The organism is Dyella sp. EPa41, from assembly GCF_016586165.1.
In the GTDB taxonomy this organism is placed as follows: domain Bacteria; phylum Pseudomonadota; class Gammaproteobacteria; order Xanthomonadales; family Rhodanobacteraceae; genus Dyella.
Genome location: NZ_BCPR01000083.1, coordinates 1 through 18,943 on the forward strand (window position 1 = coordinate 1; position 18,943 = coordinate 18,943).

The 18,943-nt window shown below is 66.5% G+C and carries 13 protein-coding genes and 1 pseudogene; 8 read left to right on the plus strand and 6 right to left on the minus strand.

Translation table 11 applies throughout. The features are described 5' to 3' along the window. Window positions 1–78: 78 nt before the first annotated feature. The gene (locus tag JMF82_RS19000; protein ID WP_201316100.1) at window positions 79–1,725 is read right to left on the minus strand and encodes an ATP-binding protein; all 1,647 of its coding nucleotides are present in this window, start codon (window positions 1,723–1,725) and stop codon (window positions 79–81) included. 306 nt (window positions 1,726–2,031) lie between these two features. Between JMF82_RS19000 and sucC the strand changes: the two are divergent. Next, window positions 2,032–3,196 (plus strand): annotated as a pseudogene (sucC, locus tag JMF82_RS19005) (ADP-forming succinate--CoA ligase subunit beta). Between the two features lie 14 nt (window positions 3,197–3,210). Then, window positions 3,211–4,086: a succinate--CoA ligase subunit alpha gene (gene sucD, locus JMF82_RS19010; RefSeq protein WP_201316101.1), complete on the plus strand. Its 876-nt coding sequence runs from the start codon at window positions 3,211–3,213 to the stop codon at window positions 4,084–4,086. 236 nt (window positions 4,087–4,322) lie between these two features. On the opposite strand, the gene JMF82_RS19015 is transcribed toward sucD, so the two are convergent. Then, a complete protein-coding gene (locus JMF82_RS19015) occupies window positions 4,323–5,213 on the minus strand; it encodes a LysR family transcriptional regulator ArgP (protein WP_201316102.1) in 891 nt (296 codons plus the stop codon). 637 nt (window positions 5,214–5,850) lie between these two features. Between JMF82_RS19015 and JMF82_RS19020 the strand changes: the two genes are divergently transcribed. Together JMF82_RS19020 and JMF82_RS19025 are read left to right on the plus strand one after the other, a co-directional pair. Further along, on the plus strand, window positions 5,851–6,468 hold the full coding sequence (locus JMF82_RS19020) for a LysE/ArgO family amino acid transporter (RefSeq protein WP_201316103.1): 618 nt from the start codon (window positions 5,851–5,853) through the stop codon (window positions 6,466–6,468). Between the two features lie 104 nt (window positions 6,469–6,572). Beyond that, entirely contained in the window at window positions 6,573–8,204 is a 1,632-nt protein-coding gene (locus tag JMF82_RS19025; RefSeq protein WP_201316104.1) for an NAD+ synthase, read from the plus strand. Between the two features lie 190 nt (window positions 8,205–8,394). Here JMF82_RS19025 and JMF82_RS19030 read toward each other — a convergent pair whose 3' ends face one another. Then, window positions 8,395–9,234, minus strand: a complete 840-nt coding sequence (locus JMF82_RS19030; RefSeq protein ID WP_201316105.1) for an outer membrane protein assembly factor BamD — start codon at window positions 9,232–9,234, stop codon at window positions 8,395–8,397. A gap of 70 nt (window positions 9,235–9,304) precedes the next feature. On the opposite strand from JMF82_RS19030, the gene rluD reads away from it, so the two are divergent. The 3 genes from rluD (at window position 9,305) to JMF82_RS19045 (ending at window position 11,728) form a co-directional block, all read left to right on the plus strand. Beyond that, window positions 9,305–10,282, plus strand: coding sequence for a 23S rRNA pseudouridine(1911/1915/1917) synthase RluD (rluD, locus tag JMF82_RS19035; RefSeq protein WP_201316106.1), 978 nt, complete (start codon window positions 9,305–9,307; stop codon window positions 10,280–10,282). Window positions 10,283–10,286: 4 nt separating this feature from the next. Next, window positions 10,287–11,039, plus strand: a complete 753-nt coding sequence (gene pgeF / locus JMF82_RS19040; protein WP_201316107.1) for a peptidoglycan editing factor PgeF — start codon at window positions 10,287–10,289, stop codon at window positions 11,037–11,039. A 131-nt stretch (window positions 11,040–11,170) separates the two neighbouring features. Then, window positions 11,171–11,728 carry a hypothetical protein gene (locus tag JMF82_RS19045; protein WP_201316108.1) on the plus strand — a complete coding sequence of 186 codons (558 nt, stop codon included), beginning with the start codon at window positions 11,171–11,173 and terminating at the stop codon, window positions 11,726–11,728. A gap of 57 nt (window positions 11,729–11,785) precedes the next feature. Here JMF82_RS19045 and otsA read toward each other — a convergent pair whose 3' ends face one another. Genes otsA through otsB form a run of 3 tightly spaced genes read right to left on the minus strand, consistent with a single transcriptional unit; the run spans window position 11,786 to window position 15,703 of the window. Continuing rightward, window positions 11,786–13,177, minus strand: coding sequence for an alpha,alpha-trehalose-phosphate synthase (UDP-forming) (otsA, locus tag JMF82_RS19050; protein WP_201316109.1), 1,392 nt, complete (start codon window positions 13,175–13,177; stop codon window positions 11,786–11,788). Continuing rightward, on the minus strand, window positions 13,177–14,988 hold the full coding sequence (locus JMF82_RS19055; protein ID WP_201316110.1) for a glycoside hydrolase family 15 protein: 1,812 nt from the start codon (window positions 14,986–14,988) through the stop codon (window positions 13,177–13,179). The genes otsA and JMF82_RS19055 overlap by 1 nt, the downstream gene beginning before the upstream one ends. Further along, entirely contained in the window at window positions 14,960–15,703 is a 744-nt protein-coding gene (gene otsB / locus JMF82_RS19060) for a trehalose-phosphatase (RefSeq protein ID WP_236585571.1), read from the minus strand. Before otsB ends, JMF82_RS19055 begins: the two co-directional genes overlap by 29 nt. Before the next feature lie 257 nt (window positions 15,704–15,960). Here otsB and clpB point away from each other — a divergent pair, with 257 nt between their 5' ends. Further along, on the plus strand, window positions 15,961–18,543 hold the full coding sequence (gene clpB / locus JMF82_RS19065) for an ATP-dependent chaperone ClpB (RefSeq protein WP_201316111.1): 2,583 nt from the start codon (window positions 15,961–15,963) through the stop codon (window positions 18,541–18,543). Window positions 18,544–18,943 lie beyond the last annotated feature (400 nt).

Consider the following 18,943-nt stretch of genomic DNA (forward strand, 5'->3'; position numbering starts at 1 on the left):
CATCGCAGATCGAGGCGCCCATGTCAGTCCGCGGTCGCGCACTGGGTGCGCTCCTACAGGGCGTAGATGGCCATATCGTCAACCTGCCGCCGCCGTATCCCCGGTGGCGCGACCGATGCGCGCCGGCGTCAGCACCAGGCGGAAGCAGCTGCCGCCGCCGGCCACGCGCACGTACTCCAGCGAGGCCTGGTTCGCTTCGCTCATCTGGCGCGCCAAATAGAGACCCAGGCCCGTGCCGTATTCGTGCGTGGTGTAGAACGGCTCGAAGATCTGCGCCGCCACCTTGGGCGCGATGCCGGGGCCGCGATCGATGACTTCGAGGATAGGCACGCCGTGTTCGCCATGCCGCGCCACCACCATCACGCGCGCCGGCTCGCCGGGCATGCGGCCGTAGCGCAATGCGTTCTGCACCAGGTTCCACACCACCTGCTGCAACTGCTGCGGGTCGGCCACGGCGGCGACCGGCGTACTGGCCTGGATCACGCGCAGCGAATCCTCGCCGAGGTCGTTGCCCTGGCGGTATTCCTCGACGAACTGGTTGGCCCACATGCCGAGGTCCAGCGTTTCCGGGCGCGAGCGCTCGCGCCGCGACAGCTGCAGGATGTTCTCGATGATTTCGTTGAGGCGCACGCAGTGGTTGTTGATGATCTCCACCATGCGCTGGTCGGTCGGCGGCAGGTCGTGCGATTCGGCGAGCAACTGCGCCGAGTAGCGGATCGCCGCCAGCGGGTTGCGGATCTCGTGCGCGATCGAGGCCGACAGGCGACCCAGCGAACTGAGCGTCAGCTCCTCCGCGCGTCGCGACACCAGCGAGGTGTCGTCGAGGAAGATCAGCACGTGCGAGTCGTCGTTCGGCGCCAGTCGGCTGAAGCGCGGCACCACTTCCGGCACGCCATCGGCGAGCTGCGTGGCCGACTCGTCCAGCTTGCCCGAGGTCATCCAGTGATAGAGGCGGCGCGATAGCTCCGGCGCCACGCGGCCGAGGTCGCGCTGGTCGGCGGTGGGATTGCCCAGCAGCATCCAGGCCGATTCGTTGATCTGGTGGATGCGGTTGGCGTCGTCCACCAGCAGCACGCCGGTCTTCATGCGGCGGATGATCAATTCGTTGACCTGGGCCAGGTTCGCCAGGTCGACGCCACGCTGTTCGGCCAGCGCCTCGCTGGCTCGGATCTGCCGGCTCAGCACGTAGCAGAGCACGGTGATGGCGAAGTAGGCCAGGCCGAACAGGCTGGACTCCAGCAGCTCGCGGTCCATGCCGGTGTCGCCGTGCTGGATCTCGAACACCGAATGGCCCAGCACGCCCAGCGTGGCCACGGCCGCGAAGAAGCAGGACAGGCGCAGCGGCAGGATCAGCGCGCCGGCGGCCAGGTTCACCGCCAGCATCATGGCGATGCCGATGCGGGCATCGTGCATGGTGGCGATGGCCAGCACGGCCGCGATGATGTCGACCACCAGCGCACCCGACACCGTCCAGCGGATCCACGGGGTCGAGCGGCGGGTAAGCGAAAGCATGCCCAGCGCGAACAGCAGGAACAGCACCGCCATGCCGCGCGCCAGGCCCACGTCCGTGAGCTTGGGCCAGCCCAGGGCGTTCGGGCTCAGGGCCAGGCCGATATAGACCAGGGCCTGCGCCAGCCGGAAGCAATTGAGGAACAGCAGCTCGTGGCGGGCCGCCTCGGGGGCGGGGCGGGTGCTGGGGTACGCAGGCTGGACGGTGCTGGACACCTGGATGGGTACTCTCGCTCTGGGTCGAAAGACGGTTCGGGCCAGTATAGACGCGCCCTTCACGGGCGCCAGAGGGGCACTTCCTTACGGCCCGCCGGGACCGCGCCAGGGGGCCGCCCCTTTCCATCGGGGGCCGCTTCCGCGAAAATAGGCGGCCGTATTGCGCGGTTTTCGTCATGTCGACAGGCAGGCGGCGGCGCACTGCATCCGGCAGCGCAGCTTCCAGTAGTCGCCGTCGTTCCCCTGACCGTCCGGGTCCCACAACCCGTGCGGCCGTCATGTTTCCCCGTTCGCTCGAGGTATCGAATGAATTTCCACGAGTACCAGGCCAAAGAACTGTTCGCGAAGTACGGCATTGCCGTGCCCCCGGGCAAGGTCGCCAACTCTCCCGATGCCGCTGTCGACGCCGCCAAGCACCTTGGTGGTTCGCAGTGGATGGTCAAGGCACACGATCCACGCAGGTGGCCGCGGCAAAGCCGGCGGCGTGAAGTTCTGCAAGAGCCTCGATGACGTGCGTGCAGCCGCCAAGGGCATGCTGGGCACCAACATGGAAACCTACCAGTCCGCCGGCCGCGCGCTGCCGGTGAACCTGGTGCTGGTCACCGACGCCACCAACATCGCCAAGGAACTCTACCTCTCGATCCTGGTGGACCGTGACACCAAGTCCGTGTCGTTCATCGCCTCCAAGCACGGCGGCGTGGACATCGAGCAGGTCGCCAAGGACACCCCGGAAGACATCCACACCATCGTGGTGGATTTCGTGGAAGGCCTGCAGCCGTACCAGTGCCGCCAGCTCGGCTTCGCCATGGACCTCAACGCGAAGCAGGTCGGCCAGCTGACCAAGATCATGCTGGGCCTGTACAAGCTGTTCAACGAGAAGGACCTGGCCCTGGTCGAGCTGAACCCGCTCGCCATCCTCGAGGACGGCAACCTGGCCGCGCTCGACGGCAAGGTCAACTCCGACGACAACGCCGAGTTCCGTCACCCGGACCTGGCCGCCATGCGCGACCTGACCCAGGAAGACCAGGCCGAAGCGGCTGCCGTGCAGCACAACCTCAACTACGTGACGATGGACGGCTCCATCGGCTGCATGGTCAACGGCGCGGGCCTGGCCATGGCCACCATGGACGTGATCCAGCTGGCGGGCGGCGAGCCGGCCAACTTCCTTGACGTCGGCGGCGGCGCCACCAAGGAGCGCGTGACCGAGGCGTTCAAGCTGATCCTGTCCTCCGACAAGGTGAAGGCCATCCTGGTCAACATCTTCGGCGGCATCGTGCGTTGCGACCTGATCGCCGAAGGCATCATCGCGGCCGTGAAGGAAGTGGGTCTGAAGATCCCCGTCGTGGTGCGCCTGCAGGGCACCAATGTGGAGCTGGGCCGCGAACTGCTGGCCAACTCCGGCCTGGCGATCACGCCGGCCGACGATCTCAACGATGCGGCGCAGAAAGCCGTGGCTGCGGCCAAGGCCTGAGGAGCAACTGAACCATGAGCGTTCTCGTCAACAAGAACACCAAGGTCCTCGTGCAGGGCTTCACCGGCCAGCAGGGCACCTTCCACGCGCAGCAGGCGCTGGACTACGGCACCAAGGTCGTCGGTGGCGTGACCCCGGGCAAGGGCGGCAGCGAGCACATCGGCCTGCCGGTCTTCAACTCGGTGGCCGAAGCCGTCGATGAAACCGGCGCCGACGCGTCGGTCATCTTCGTGCCGCCGCCGTTCGCGGCCGACTCGATCCTCGAAGCCATCGACGCCGGCATCAAGGTCATCGTGGCGATCACCGAAGGCATCCCGGTGCTGGACATGCTGCGCGTGAAGAACGTGCTGGCCCAGCATCCGGAAACCGTGCTGATCGGCCCGAACTGCCCCGGCATCATCACCCCGGGCGAGTGCAAGATCGGCATCATGCCGGGCCACATCCACATGCCGGGCAAGGTCGGCATCGTGTCGCGCTCCGGCACGCTGACGTACGAATCGGTGTTCCAGACCACCAACGAAGGCCTGGGCCAGTCCACCGTGATCGGCATCGGCGGCGACCCGATCAACGGCCTGAGCTTCATCGACTGCCTGAAGATGTTCCAGGACGATCCGCAGACCGAAGGCATCATCATGGTCGGCGAAATCGGCGGTTCGGCTGAAGAAGACGCCGCCGAGTTCATCGGCGAATACGTCAAGAAGCCGGTGGTGTCGTTCATCGCGGGCGCCTCGGCTCCCCCGGGCAAGCGCATGGGCCATGCCGGCGCCATCATCTCGGGCGGCAAGGGCACGGCGGCGGCGAAGTTCGCCGCGCTGGAGAAGGCGGGCGTCACCACCGTGAAGTCCCCGGCCGACCTCGGCAAGACCCTCGCCGGCCTGATGAAGAAGTAAGTCTTTCGGGTCTCTTCGACCGATACGAAAAGGGCCGCAGCGATGCGGCCCTTTTTTCATGCCTCGCCGTTGCGGCCGCTGTTTGCAGGAGCGCACCCCGTGCGCGATCGGCGATGGAGAGCGTGATTGCCGGCCATTGCCCTGGGTCGTAGGGAGTAAAAGCTGCCCGCTTTCCCTTTTCGTTCCGCGGTTCTGCGGCCGCGCAGGGGGCGCTCCTGCAGGAAAGCGGTTGTCGCTCAGCGCAACCCTTGCTTGGCCGCCCGCAGCAGTGCGGTGGTCACCCGCGACAAGGTTTCGGAGCGAATCGCCCAGTGCTGCCAATACAGCGGTACGTCCAGCCATCGTTTGGGTGCGATGGACTGCAGGGTTCCCTCGGCGAACGGCTTCTGCAGCATCGATTCGGGCGCCATCGCCCAGCCAAGGCCCAGCGCAGCGCCTTCCACGAAGGCGGTGGAGGAGGGCAGGTAATGCATGGGTGGCGCGAGCCGGGCGCGCGTCACGCTGTGGATGAAACGCCATTGCAGCTCATCCTTGCGGTTGAACACGAGCATGGGCGCTTTGGCGAGCGATGAGGCATCGACCCCGTGGGGGAAGTGCCGCTTTACGAACGCGGGCGACGCGATCGGCAGATAGCGCATCACGCCCAGCCTCTTCACGACACAACCTTGCACCGGCTGCGCGATGGCGGTGATGGCGCCGAGTACCGAGCCGTCACGCAGGAAATCGGTGGAATGGTCCTGGTCCTCGACGCGGACATCGAACAGCAGCTGGTGCTGCTCATGCAGCTCCGCGAGCGCGGAAAGAAACCAGGTGGCGAGCGAGTCCGCGTTGACGGCGAGCGCGGCCAGGGTGGGGCCGGCGTCGTCGGAAGCGACATGGAATGCCTCCAGTGTTTCCGCTTCGAGAAGGCGCAGCTGCTGCACGCTCCGAAGCAGGCGCCGGCCCGCCGGCGTCGCCTCGCAGGGCGAGCGCCGAAGGATGAGTACCTGTCCCAGGCGATCTTCGAGCGCCTTGATCCGCTGCGAGATGGCCGATGGCGTCAGCGACAAGCGCTGGGCCGCGGCGTCGAAACTGCCTTCGTCGAGCACGGCTGCGAAGGCGGCAAGCTGGGGATTGAGCAAACTCATTACTGACCCCTCACCCTGGTGTGTTGTAGGAGCGCACCCTGTGCGCGACAGCCTTTCGCGCCGGTCGGCATGGTTGTGGTTCTCGTGAGAGCGGGCTATTGCCTTCGGTAGCCACGCTTCCGCCAGGTTGCCGCTTACGCAGCGGGCGTTTCGACGTCCTGCCGGCCGCCGAGTCACTTTTCTTTTGCTGGCCCAAAAGAAAAGTAACCCAAAGAAAATGGCCTTGAGAGCCAAGGCTCATAGCAGTACGGGGGATAGGAGCGTCGGCCGACCGAGGCCAGCCGGGATGCACTCATTTCTACCTCGAACGAAGCCGCTACACCGCAACGCGCCGATGCGAAGAGGACTCAAAGCAACTTCGCTGAGCCGTGATGAAGCCTATGGGCTGCCACACCCTTTCCCCCTCTCCCCTCCGGGGAGAGGGTTGGGGTGAGGGGTGGGGCTCGCGACGACGTTACTACTCCCTCCCTGTAGGAGCGCACCCAGTGCGCGACCGCGACCTTGATGATCACCCGCGCGGTCGCACGCTGGCCGCGCTCCCGGCAAAATTAGAACTTCTTAAGCACCGTCAATAAGTTTAGTTTTACTGAATGCCCCGATGACGCGAAAGTGCCTCCTTTCCCCAGGGTCTCCCTCCATGTCCTTTACGGCTTACCTGGCCGGCCTCGCCGCGGGCGCGGGCCTGATCATCGCGATTGGCGCGCAGAACGCCTTTGTCCTGAGGCAGGGGCTCCAGCGCAGCTTCATCGGTTCGGTGGTGCTGGTCTGCATCCTGGCGGACATCAGCCTCATCCTGCTCGGGGTGGCCGGCATGGGCCTGGCCGTGCGAGAGCACCCGGCATTGCTGCAATGGCTGCGTTACGCGGGCGCGGCCTTTCTCGCGGCGTACGGCCTGTTTGCGCTGCGTCGCGCATGGCAGGGCGAAAGCGGCCTGCAACCGGCCGGTAACGGCGTGGGCAGTCGTGGCCGCGTCGTGCTCGCCTGCCTGGGCTTCACGCTGCTCAATCCGCATGTCTACCTCGACACCGTGGTGTTGCTGGGAAGCCTTTCCACGCACTACGAAGGCCTGGGACGCTGGCTGTTTGCCGCCGGGGCGTCCACCGCCAGCGTGGTGTGGTTCCTGTCGCTGGGCTTCGGGGCGCGCGTGCTGCTGCCCATCTTCCGCAGCCCGTTCGCCTGGCGCGTTTTCGACGTGGCGATCGCCGCCTTCATGTCGACCTTGGCGGCCGTGCTGCTGCTTCAACCCATGGACTAGCCGCGGCCTTGCAGGGCGATGCGGGACGGGCCATCAAGGCGGTTGGCCGATGCATCACCGGGCCTCGGGTATCATTTCAGGCCCCACCGCCAGGACCCCACGGCATGTCGTCCCTACGTTTCGCGCTAGCGCAGTTCGATTTCCCGGTCGGAGCGGTTGCTGCCAACGCCGCCAAGGTCGGGGACCTCATGGCGCAGGCGCGCGAGGGTGGTGCATCGCTGGTGGCGTTCCCCGAGTTGACCTTGAGTGGCTATCCGCCGGAAGACCTGCTGCTGCGTCCGAGCTTCCTGGCGGCCTGCCAGTGCGAGCTCAATGCGCTGGCCGGCGCCACCAATGGCGTGGCCGCGCTGGTGGGTCATCCGCATAGCGAGGGCGAGGTGTACAACGCCGCCAGCCTGCTGCGGGGCGGACGCATCGAGCTCACCACGCACAAGCAGGCCTTGCCCAATTACGGTGTGTTCGACGACAAGCGCTATTTCCGCCCCGGCAGCGACAGCGCCGTGGCGTCGATCGATGGCGTACCCGTCGGGCTGCTGATCTGCGAAGACATCTGGGAGCCCGAGCCGGCCGCCAAGGCCGCTGCGGCCGGGGCCGAGCTGATCGTGGTGATCAACGCTTCGCCCTGGGACGACGCCAAGCAGTCCGAGCGCGAGCGGGTGCTGAAGGAGCGTGCGCTGGAAACCCGCTGCGCGATCGCCTACCTGAACCTGATCGGTGGCCAGGACGAAGTGGTCTACGACGGTGGCTCGTTGCTGGTGAACGGTGATGGCACGGTGGCGGCGCGTGCGCCCAACTTCGTCGACGCGATGCTGTGGGTGGACTTCGACCGCCACACGCGCAGGCTTTACGCCGATGGCTGGCCCCGCGTGGAGGATGCTTCGTCGGAGGCCACGTTGTATGCGGCACTGGTGCGCGGCATCCGCGACTACATCGAGAAGAACGGTTTCCCGGGCGTGCTGCTCGGGCTGTCGGGCGGCATCGATTCCGCGCTGACGCTGGCGCTGGCAGTGGATGCGCTGGGCGCCCAGCGCGTGACGGCGGTGATGATGCCCACGCGCTACACCTCGCAACTCTCGCTGGACGGCGCGCGTGCACAGGCCGAGCAGCTGGGCGTGGACTACCACATCATCGACATCGAGCCGATGGTCGATGCCTTCCTCGGCGCGCTCGCTCCGGCCTTCGCCGGCAAGGCGGCCGATACCACCGAAGAGAACCTGCAATCGCGCACGCGCGGCGTGACGCTGATGGCGATGTCCAACAAGCATGGCCGCCTGCTGCTCGCCACCGGCAACAAGAGCGAGATGGCCGTGGGCTACGCCACGCTGTACGGCGACATGTGCGGCGCCTATGCGCCGCTCAAGGACGTCTACAAGACCGCCGTCTATCGCCTGTCGCGCTGGCGCAATGCGCATGCGGCGCGGATGGGCGAGCCCGAGGCGATTCCTTCCGCCGTGATCGATCGTCCGCCGTCGGCCGAGCTGCGCGACAACCAGACCGACCAGGATTCGCTGCCGCCCTATGACGAACTGGACGCGATCCTCGCGCGCTTCATCGAGGGCGAGGAGTCACAGGCGGAAATCGCCGCGCATGGTTTCCACGCCGATACCGTCCGCCGCGTGGTGCGCCTGGTGCTGCTCAACGAGTTCAAGCGCCGGCAGGCGGCGCCGGGGCCGCGCGTGACGACGCGCGCGTTCGGGCGCGAGCGGCGGTATCCGATCACGTCGGGTTGGCGCTGACCGAGCTTTTTTGTGGGAGCGCACCCTGTGCGCGACGGGGCATACGAAATCGGTCGTCAGTGACGAGGTACACCGTCGCCCCGCGGTCGCGCACAGGGTGCGCTCCCACAAGTGGCGACGGATGATGGGCAAAGAAAAAGCCGGTGGTCTCCCACCGGCTTTTTCATGCGTTCCGAACCCCGGGTTTCGATCAATGGTGCCCCGAGAACGGAATCATCTTGCGGATCAGCGACGGCGCATGCGGCCACTTCGGGTCGGTCAGGTACGGATGGTTCGGATAGTTCGCGGCCAGCACCTGGCGGGTCTGGTCGGCCAGGCCCTTCTGGTCCATCGACAGGTAGCTGCGGGTGAGGATGGCCAGCGCGTCGCCGGTCTGCGGCGCCTGCTGGTAATGCTCGATCACGTATTGCGCGCGGTTGGCGGAGGCCACGTAGGCCTTGTTGCGCAGGTAGAACTCGGCGACGTTGATCTCGAACTGGGCCAGCAGGTTGCGCAGGTAGATCATGCGCTGGCGGGCATCGGCCGTGTAGGCGCTGTCGGGGAAGCGGCGCGACAGTTCCGAGAAGTCGTCGAACGACTTCAGGTTGAAGCCCTGGTCGCGACGGGTCTGCGGCTCGCCCGACTGCAGCATGCGCTCCATGGCGCCGCCGGTGCGGTCGAAATTGATCAGGCCGCGCAGGTAATAGGCATAATCCACATGCTTGTGGGTCGGGTACGTCTTGATGAAGCGGTTGACCGTGGAATAGGCGTCGTCCGGCTGGTTGTCCTTGTACTGGGAGTAGGCCAGGTCGAGCTGGGCCTGCTCGTTGTAGTCACCGGACGGGAAGCGCGCGATCAGTCGCTGGTACGCTTTGCTGGCTGCCGAATAGTCGGCGTGCTCGAGCGAGTCGTGGGCCTTGGCGTAAAGCTTGTCCACCGGGAGGGTATCGTTGGTGTCCTTCTTGTGGCCGAACATCGAGCAGGCGCTCATCGACAGGGCGATGGCGAGCACGACAAAGACTTTGAAAGCCGGCAGCTTGGTTACGCGCATGGATAAGGGTTCAGATGTTTGATCGAAAAGGGATGATAGCCGAAACCACCGGTTGCCCGGGCGGCAGGCCATGACGACGATCCGTCATGAGGCCACGGTGCCGCTGTCGGCCGCGGGTCGGAGGTTCGACCAGGCTTTGGCTGAGATGTTCCCCGATTACTCGCGGTCCCGCCTCACGGCGTGGATCAAGGCGGGCGACGTCACGCTGGATGGCGCCAAGGCACCGCCGCGCCAGTTGTTGCGCGGCGGGGAGAAGGTCCGGCTCGAGGCCGAGCTGGAAACCGAGGTGGAGCTGGCCCCCGAGGCCATCGCGCTGGACATCGTCCACGAGGACGACTATGTGCTGGTGCTCAACAAGCCGGCCGGCCTGGTGGTTCACCCGGGCGCCGGCAACAGCGCCGGCACGGTGCTGAATGCCTTGCTGCACCACGATCCGGCGCTGGCCCAGTTGCCGCGTGGCGGCATCGTGCACCGGCTGGACAAGGACACGTCGGGCCTGATGGTGGTCGCCAAGACGCTGGCCGCGCACACCGGCCTGGTCGACATGCTTTCCCGTCACGACGTGGAGCGGCAGTACGAAGCCATCGTGCTGGGCACCCTGGTGGCCGGCGGCACGGTGGATGCCCCGATCGGGCGCCACATGGGCGATCGCCTGCGCCAGGCCGTGCGGGACGAGGAGGACGGCAAGCGCGCCGTCACCCATTACCGCCTGCGCGAGCGCTTCCGGGCCCACAGCCTGGTCCAGTGCAGCCTGGAAACCGGCCGTACGCACCAGATCCGCGTGCACATGGCGCATATCAACCATCCGCTGGTCGGCGATCCACTGTATGGCGGCGGCCTCAGGTTGCCCAAGGGCGCCACGCCCGAGCTGGTCGCGGCCCTGCGCGGTTTCCGTCGCCAGGCACTGCACGCCGAGCGGCTGGCCTTCGAGCATCCGGTAACCGGCGAGCCGATGTCGTTCAGCGCCGAGCGTCCGGCGGACCAGCAGGCCCTGATCGATGCCCTGCGCGCCGATACCGCCCAGGCCGGCCTCGACGAATGGCAGTAAGCGCATGACGGCGGCCGGTGCCTGGATCGTTCCCGATTGGCCGGCGCCGCCCCGCGTGCGCGCCGCGGTCAGCACCCGGCAGGGGCCGGGCGTCTCGACCGGCCCCTATGGCCGGCTGAACCTGGGTGCTCGTGCGGGCGATGACCCCCAGGCCGTGAAGGCCAATCGCCTGGCGGTGCAGCAGGCCCTGGGCCTGGCCCGGGCGCCGCACTGGCTGCAGCAGGTGCATGGCGCCGACGTGGCTGACGTCGACGCCGGCGCGCCGGGCGGCGAGCCCAGGGCGGATGCTGCCGTCACCCGCCGGACCGGTGAGCCGCTGGCCATCCTGACCGCCGATTGCCTGCCGGTGTTGTTCTGCGCGGCCGACGGCAGCGGCGTTGCGGCGGCCCATGCGGGCTGGCGTGGCTTGGCCGGGGGCGTGCTGGAAGCCGCCCTGCTGTCGCTTCCCGCCGCGCCGGGGCGAGCCATGGCCTGGCTGGGGCCGTGTATCGGCATGGCCAGCTACGAGGTCGGCGAGGAGGTGCGTGACGCCTTCGTCGCCACCGATCCGGGGGCTGCCGAGTTCTTCACGGCCACCCGCCCGGGCCATTGGCTGTGCGATCTGGCCGGCCTGGCCCGCCGCCGCCTGCTCGCCGCGGGCATCGGGAGCATCCATGGCGGCGGCTTCGACACCCGCGTCGACGACCGCTTCTATTCCTACCGCCGGGACGGCGCCCACAGCGGTCGGTTCGCCAGCCTGGTCTGGCTGGCGCCCTAGCGAAGGAATACGGTCTCCCGGCCGAAAGTTGACGCGAGGCTGACGAAAGGAGCAGATTGGAGACGGCATCGCGAGGGCGGGATCGGAGGACGGTGCCGGAAGCCACAGTCCATCGCCATCAGGGAGGTCGCATGAAGCGCAGTCAAGTCGTCATGCTCGTCGGTGCGTTGTCGGTCATGGGGGGCGCTGCGATGGCGTCCACGTCCTCGGGTTCGTTGAATCCATTCCCCCAACGCGTGTTACCCGTGCTGGTGCAGGTCAATGCCAGTGGCAAGGTCACCTCGGCCTCGCCCGCCATCTCGCTCGAACCGCAGATGAGCCGGCTGCTCTCGCAGAACATCGGCGAGATGATCACCAGGCCGGCCGAATCCCATGGCCGTGCGGTGGCGAGCCAGTTCATCCTGAACCTGCAGCTTGAGGCCACGAAGCGGCCCGACGGCAACTACGACGCCCACTTCGTCTCCGTTTCCACCCAGCCCGTGCCGGCAGGCAACTGGCACTGGGTGGATATCGAAGGCCGCCTGTGGGCGCTGGCCGGACCGAATGGCCACACGCCCTTCCAGCGCGACTACCCGCGGGAGCCGGTGCAACGTGACAGCGGCAGCCGGTATAGCCCGGCGGCGAATCCCGCGCCGTCCACCCCCAGCCCGGCGACGCCGGCCACGTCGCGAGCCACGCACGGCCCCTGAGCACGGTTCCGGCATAACGTCGAACAGTCCGCCACCACGGGGGCTGTTCTTTGGGCGTCATTGGGTCAATCGCTGCAGGAATGCATTCCGCCAGGCGGTGACATCCTGCTTTTCCAGCACATCCATCATGCGGCGCCAGCGCGCGCGTCGTTCCGGCAACGGCATCGTCAAGGCGATGCCCAGCGCTTCGGCCACTTCCTCGGTGTCGGCGGGGTTCACCAGCAGCGCATTGTCGCCAAGCTCCTGCGCCGCGCCGGCGAAGCGCGAAAGCACCAGCACGCCGGGATCGTCGGGGTCCTGGCTGGCCACGTACTCCTTGGCCACCAGGTTCATGCCGTCGCGCAGCGGCGTGACCAGGCCAACGCGCGCCGCGCGGTAATAACCGCTCAGCAGTTCGTGCGCGAAGGAGTTGTTGACGTAGCGGATCGGCACCCAGTCGGGCGCGGCGTACATGCCGTTGATGTGGCCGGCGCTGCGCTCCAGGTCGCGGCGGATCTGGCGGTATTCGGGTACGCCGCCGCGTGAGGGCGGGGCGATCTGCAGGAAGCTGACCTTGCGGTGGAGCTGCGGCGAACGTTCGAGCAGCCGCGCGTACGCCTGGAATCGCTCGGGTAGGCCTTTGGAGTAGTCGAGGCGATCCACGCCGATGATCAACGCGCGGCCCTCGAGACTGTGCCGCAGTTGATGGATTTCCTCGTGCTCGTCGGCGTGGCTGGCGCTCTCGGCCACCTGCTGCGTGTCGATGCCGATGGGGAACGTCTCGGCGCGGAAGATGCGTCCGCCCGGCGTCTGCAGGCGACCGTCGCGCCGCATCGTGGCGCCTACTTCGTGCAGGAAATATTCCTCCAGCGCACGGCGATCGCGTGGCGTGTGCAGGCCCACGAGGTCGTAGCTGGCCAGCGTTTCCAGCAGCTCGCGGTGGCGCGGCAGGGCAATCAGCAGGCCCGCGGCGGGCAGCGGCGTATGCAGGAAGAAACCGATGCGATTGCGGACGCCTCGGTCGCGCAGCATCGCGGCGAGCGGGATCAGGTGAAAGTCGTTGATCCACACCACGTCGTGCGGCCCGATCAGCGACATCAGCTCTTCGGCGAACAGGTTGTTGACGCGCAAATAGCCGGCCAGGTGCTTTCGGTCGTAATCGACCAGGTCAGGGCGATAGTGCAACAGCGGCCACAGCGTGCGATTGGCGAAGCCGTTGTAGAAGTCGTCATGGTCCGCGCGCGACAGGTCGATGGTCGCGTATTCCACGATGCCGTCCTTGACCCGGTGCACCTCGCCGCCGGTCTGCCGCGCCACCTTGCCGCTCCAGCCAAACCACAATCCGCCGCGCTCCTGAAGGGCCGCTCGCATGGCCGATGCCAGCCCGCCCGTCGCCGTCTGATCCGGCAATGCCACGCGATTGGAAACCACGATCAACCGTCCCGGGCCACTACCGCTGCGCCCTGCCATCACAATGCGTCCTCCCAGCGCCTCGACAGGCGCATGGCGGCCTGGATCAGGCCCACCATCGAATAGGTTTGTGGAAAATTGCCCCAGTGCTCGCCACTGGTGGGCGCCAGGTCCTCGGAAAGCAGGCCGAGCGGATTCCGCCGGGTGAGCATGTGCTCGAACATCGCCCGCGCACGCTCCTTGCGGCCGGTGGCGGCAAGCGCGTCGATGTACCAGAACGTGCAGATGTTGAAGCTGGTTTCCGGCGCGCCGAAATCGTCCGGCGCGATATAACGGAACAGGTATTCGCCGCGGCCGAGGGCGTTGCCGATCGCATCCACCGTGGCGATATAGCGCGGGTCCATGGCGCCGATGAAGCCGATGTCGGCGAGCAGCAGCAGGCTCGCGTCGAGGTGTTCGCCGTCATAGGCGTCGACGAACGTGCCGAGTTTTTCGTTCCACGCGCGCTTCATGATGCGCGCGTGCAGGGCCTCGGCTTCGTTGTGCCAGTACCGCGCGGGGTCATCCAGGCCGAGTTCAGTGGCGATATGGGCCAGGCGATCGCAGGCCGCCCAGCACATCGCCGCGGAGTACGTATGTATGGCGGTGCGCCCGCGAAACTCCCACAGCCCGGCATCCGGCTCCTCGGCCATGCGCAGCGCCATCTGCCCCATGCGCTCGAGGCGGCGGAAGGTGAGTTCGTCGCCAGGGTGTTCCAGTCGCCGGTCGAAAAATGTCTGCGCCGAGGCGAGCACCACGGAACCATAGACGTCGTTCTGCCGTTGGCGCCATGCGTCATTGCCCACGCGCACCGGCCCCATGTCGCGATAACCGGCCAGGCTTTCGACCTGCGTTTCGGTGAGTTCGTGCTCGAAGGTGATACCGAACACCGGGCCGATCTCGCGTTCGCCGTCGGCCGCCACCAGGTTGAACACGTAGCGGATGTATTCCTCCATGCTGCGCGTGGCGCCGAGCCGGTTGAGCGAGCGCACGGTGAAGGCGGCATCGCGCAGCCAGCAGAAGCGGTAGTCCCAGTTGCGCTGCGAGTTCGCCGACTCGGGAATCGACGTAGTGAGCGCCGCGACAATCGCACCGGTGGCCTCGTACTGGCACAGCTTCAGCGTGATCGCGGCGCGGATCACCGCCTCCTGCCATTCGTAGGGAACCGACAGGTTGCGCACCCACTCCCGCCAGTAGGCCAGCGTGCGTTCCAGCGTGTGGTGGATGAAGTCGGCGGCGCTGTGCATCAGCGTCTCGTCGGGCCCGAAGACGAAATGCGCGGGCTTTTCCAGGATGAAGGGCAGGCCGCGCTCGATCATCGGCGAGGCGACGTCGCTGGTGAGCCGCTGCACCACGCCGCTCAGCAGAAAGCGGATGTGGTTGCTGCCGGAGGTGGTCTGCGGCGGGTTGGCGCCGTAGTCGCACAAGGGGCGCAGCCTGATGCGGATGCGCGGTGCGCCGCCGATCGGGCGCACGCGCCGCGCGATCATGACGGGGTGGTAGAAGCGGCCGCGCGAGCGAAAACGCGGCATGTAGTCGACGATCTCCACGCCCGCGCCCTGATGGTCGTACAGGCGCGTGACCAACACGGCGGTGTTGACCATGTAGTGCTGCTCCGCGCGCTCGAAATCCTCGAGCTCGATGGCCCAGTCACCACCTTCACGTCGTGGGGACAGCAGCGCGCAGAAGCTTGCATCTCCGTCGAAACGAGGCAGGCAGCACCAGACGATGCGGCCTTTCCCGTCGATCAGTGCGGCAACGCTGCCGTTGCCGATGACACCCAGCGCCAGGCTGGACTGGGTATCAGGCGATTCCTCCTGAGGAATGGGCATGCGAGAGGGCTCCATGCTTGAGCGCGTGCAACACGCGGAACAGCCAGCCCCGCGCGGCGGCGGGCTCCGGCAAGGCATAGCGGGCGAGGCTGGGCTCGCGATGACCCACGCGCACGCTCAATCCGCTTTCGAGGTTGGTAGTGGCGAAACCGTGCTCGTCGGTCAGGTCGTCGCCGAGATAAACCGGCTGCCGTCCGTGGAACGGCCTGGCGGCAAGCAGGGTCGCCACCGCCTTGCCCTTGTCCATGCCTTCGGGCTTGAGCTCGATGACCAGGCTGCCCGGTTGCGTCTCGTAGCCGGGCAGGGCGGGCAAGATCGCTTCCACGTTCCTGCGCAACGCGTCGAACTGCCACGGCGCGGCACGGCAATGCAGGGCCACGGCCATGCCCTTGTCCTCCAGCATCACGCCGGGAAGGCTTGCGGCGATGGAGCCGGCGATGTCGCGCACCCGCATGCGCCGTGCCATGCCGATATGCACGCCACGATAGCGGCCGTCCGCGCCACGCAATTCAAGTCCATGCAACCCGGCCATGGCCCAGGGCGGATGGCCAAACAGATCGTCCAGGTCGTCCAGGCTGCGTCCGCTTATCAGGGCGAGCGCCCCATCGAGCGCCGCGTGCAGGTCTTCCACCAGCTCGCGCAGGCGCGCGTCGACCACCACCTGGTCGGGATGGCTGGCGAAATCCAAAAGGGTGCCGTCCACGTCCAGAAACATGGCCCAGCGGTCGTCCACGCCTGGCAGAGGCGGGGCCGGTAGGGGCGGCATGGCAGGCATGGCGGAGAGCGGCGAGGGCGATGACACGAAAGCGAGCCTACCAAGGCAAATGTGAAGGCAAGCTATGGGCGGGCAACGACGGCTGAAAAGCCGCGGCATGACAGGCGACGTCAACGCTTGAATCACATGGCGGTGAGCCGCATCTCACAAAGCAGTGGCGGCCAGGCCGCCAAATCCTATTGATGAGGGGACAACCCATGCGGATGGACAAACTCACCTCGCGCTTCCAGCAAGCGCTGGCCGACGCGCAATCGATTGCCGTCGGACGCGACAACAACATGCTCGAACCCGTGCACGTGATGGCGGCGTTGCTCGAACAGCAGGGCGGTTCGACCGCGCCGCTGCTGACGCAGGCGCAGGTCAACGTACCCGCGTTGCGCCAGCGTGTGAACGAACAGCTCGAACGCCTGCCGCGCGTCAGCGGACAGGAAGGCAACGTGCATGTGGGCAACGAGCTGACGCGCCTGCTCAACCTCACCGACAAGCTCGCGCAGCAGCGCGGCGACCAGTTCATCGCGAGCGAGCTGTTCGTGCTGGCGGCGCTGGAGGACAAGGGCGAGCTCGGCGCGGCGTTGAAGGCCGCCGGCGCGACCAAGGCCAACGTCGAGGCCGCCATCGACAAGCTGCGTGGCGGCGAAAAGGTGCAGAGCGAAAACGCCGAAGACCAGCGCCAGGCGCTGGAGAAATACTGCATCGACCTCACGGCGCGCGCGGAGAGCGGCAAGCTGGACCCGGTGATCGGCCGCGACGAGGAGATCCGCCGCACCATCCAGGTGCTGCAGCGTCGCACCAAGAACAACCCGGTGCTGATCGGCGAGCCCGGCGTGGGCAAGACCGCCATCGTCGAGGGCCTCGCGCAGCGCATCGTCAAGGGCGAGGTGCCCGAAGGCCTGCGCGATCGCCGCGTGCTCGCGCTCGACATGGGCGCCCTGATCGCCGGCGCGAAGTTCCGCGGCGAATTCGAGGAGCGCCTCAAGGCCGTGCTCAACGATCTCGCCAAGAACGAAGGCCAGATCATCCTCTTCATCGACGAGCTGCACACCATGGTCGGCGCCGGCAAGGCCGATGGCGCCATGGATGCCGGCAACATGCTCAAGCCGGCGCTGGCGCGCGGCGAGCTGCATTGCATCGGCGCGACCACGCTCGATGAATACCGCAAGTACATCGAAAAGGACGCCGCGCTGGAGCGCCGTTTCCAGAAGGTGTACGTGGGCGAGCCCAGCGTGGAAGACACCATCGCGATCCTGCGCGGCCTCAAGGAGCGTTACGCCGTGCACCACGGCGTGGAGATCACCGACCCGGCCATCGTCGCCGCGGCCACGCTGTCCAACCGCTACATTCCCGACCGCCAGCTGCCCGACAAGGCCATCGACCTGATGGACGAGGCGGCGTCGCGCATCCGCATGGAAATCGATTCCAAGCCGGAAGAACTCGACCGCCTGGAGCGTCGCCTGATCCAGCTGAAGATCCAGCGCGAGATGCTGAAGAAGGAAACCGACGAAGCGTCGAAGAAGCGCCTGGCCGATCTCGATGCCGACATCGAAAAACTGGAGCGCGAGTTCTCGGACCTCAACGAAATCTGGAAGTCCGAAAAGGCCGCGTTGCAGGGCGCGACCAAGGTGAAGGAGCAGATCGAGGCCGCGCGCGTGGAGCTCGAGGCGGCGCAGCGCCGGCAGGACTACGCCAAGATGAGCGAGATCCAGTACGGCAAGCTGCCGGAGCTGGAGAAACAGCTTGCCGCTGCGCAGACTGCCGAAAAGCAGGACTTCAAGCTGGTGCAGGATCGCGTCACCGAGGAGGAAATCGCCGAGGTGGTATCGCGCTGGACGGGAATTCCCGTCAACAAGATGCTCGAGGGCGAGCGCGACAAGCTGCTGCACATGGAGGCGGCGCTGCACAGGCGCGTGGTCGGCCAGGATGAAGCCGTGCGTGCGGTATCCGATGCGATCCGCCGCGCGCGCGCGGGCCTGTCCGATCCCAACCGGCCCTACGGCTCGTTCCTGTTCCTGGGGCCGACGGGCGTGGGCAAGACGGAGCTATGCAAGGCGCTGGCCGAATTCATGTTCGACACGCAGGACGCGATGGTGCGCATCGACATGAGCGAATTCATGGAGAAGCACTCCGTGAGCCGGCTGATCGGCGCGCCCCCGGGCTATGTCGGTTATGAAGAAGGCGGCTATCTCACCGAGGCCGTGCGTCGACGCCCTTACAGCGTGATCCTGCTCGACGAAGTGGAGAAGGCACATCCGGACGTGTTCAACATCCTGCTGCAGGTGCTGGACGACGGCCGCCTGACCGACGGCCAGGGCCGCACGGTGGACTTCCGCAATACCGTCATCGTGATGACCTCCAACCTGGGCTCGCAGATGATCCAGGAGCATTCGGGGGACAGCGAAGCGGACTATGTGCAGATGAAGGCTGCCGTGCTGGGCGTGGTGCAAGCGCACTTCCGTCCGGAGTTCATCAACCGCCTCGACGAGCTGGTGGTGTTCCGTCCGTTGGAGAAGAAGCAGATCCGCGCCATCGCGAAGATCCAGCTGGCTTACCTCGAGAAGCGCCTGGCCGAGCGGCAATTGAAGCTCGAGATCGGCGACAAGGCGCTGGATCTGCTCGGCAACGTGGGCTTCGATCCGGTCTATGGCGCGCGCCCGCTGAAGCGGGCGATCCAGCAGCAGCTGGAGAACCCGCTGGCGAAGGAGATTCTCGAGGGACGCTTCGAAGCCGGAAACACCGTGGTGGTGGATGCGGAGCATGGGCATCTGGTTTTCAGCAAGCAATGACGATTTGCTGAAGGTGTTGTGTGGCGCCCGCGCTGTGATGCAGCGCGGGCGTTTTCTTTTCCCCACCGCTCCGCTCGATGTAGGAGCGCACCCTGTGCGCGACAGCCTTTCGCGACAGTCTCCATGGTCGTCATCCCGGCGCAGGCCGGGATCCAGTAGTGTCCAGTCTTCGGCTGTCGCGATACGGCCAGGTTGCCGCTTACGCAGCGGGCGTTTCGACGTCCTGCCGGCCGCCGAGTCACTTTTCTTTTGCTGGCCCAAAAGAAAAGTAACCCAAAGAAAATGGCCTTGAGAGCCAAGGCTCATAGCAGTACGTGGGATAGGGGCATCGGCCGACCGAGGCCAGCCGCGGTGCGCTCGTTACTATCTCAAGCGAAGCGGCTACACCGCAACGCGTCGT

What these genes read in the sequence shown, in the direction of transcription:
- sucD (WP_201316101.1), top strand. Translation starts at nt 3,211, where the DNA reads ATGAGCGTTCTCGTCAACAAGAACACCAAGGTCCTCGTGCAGGGCTTC.
- JMF82_RS19015 (WP_201316102.1), bottom strand. Translation starts at nt 5,213, where the DNA reads ATGAGTTTGCTCAATCCCCAGCTTGCCGCCTTCGCAGCCGTGCTCGAC.
- JMF82_RS19020 (WP_201316103.1), top strand. Translation starts at nt 5,851, where the DNA reads ATGTCCTTTACGGCTTACCTGGCCGGCCTCGCCGCGGGCGCGGGCCTG.
- JMF82_RS19025 (WP_201316104.1), top strand. Translation starts at nt 6,573, where the DNA reads ATGTCGTCCCTACGTTTCGCGCTAGCGCAGTTCGATTTCCCGGTCGGA.
- JMF82_RS19030 (WP_201316105.1), bottom strand. Translation starts at nt 9,234, where the DNA reads ATGCGCGTAACCAAGCTGCCGGCTTTCAAAGTCTTTGTCGTGCTCGCC.
- rluD (WP_201316106.1), top strand. Translation starts at nt 9,305, where the DNA reads ATGACGACGATCCGTCATGAGGCCACGGTGCCGCTGTCGGCCGCGGGT.
- pgeF (WP_201316107.1), top strand. Translation starts at nt 10,287, where the DNA reads ATGACGGCGGCCGGTGCCTGGATCGTTCCCGATTGGCCGGCGCCGCCC.
- JMF82_RS19045 (WP_201316108.1), top strand. Translation starts at nt 11,171, where the DNA reads ATGAAGCGCAGTCAAGTCGTCATGCTCGTCGGTGCGTTGTCGGTCATG.
- otsA (WP_201316109.1), bottom strand. Translation starts at nt 13,177, where the DNA reads ATGGCAGGGCGCAGCGGTAGTGGCCCGGGACGGTTGATCGTGGTTTCC.
- JMF82_RS19055 (WP_201316110.1), bottom strand. Translation starts at nt 14,988, where the DNA reads ATGCCCATTCCTCAGGAGGAATCGCCTGATACCCAGTCCAGCCTGGCG.
- otsB (WP_236585571.1), bottom strand. Translation starts at nt 15,703, where the DNA reads ATGTTTCTGGACGTGGACGGCACCCTTTTGGATTTCGCCAGCCATCCC.
- clpB (WP_201316111.1), top strand. Translation starts at nt 15,961, where the DNA reads ATGCGGATGGACAAACTCACCTCGCGCTTCCAGCAAGCGCTGGCCGAC.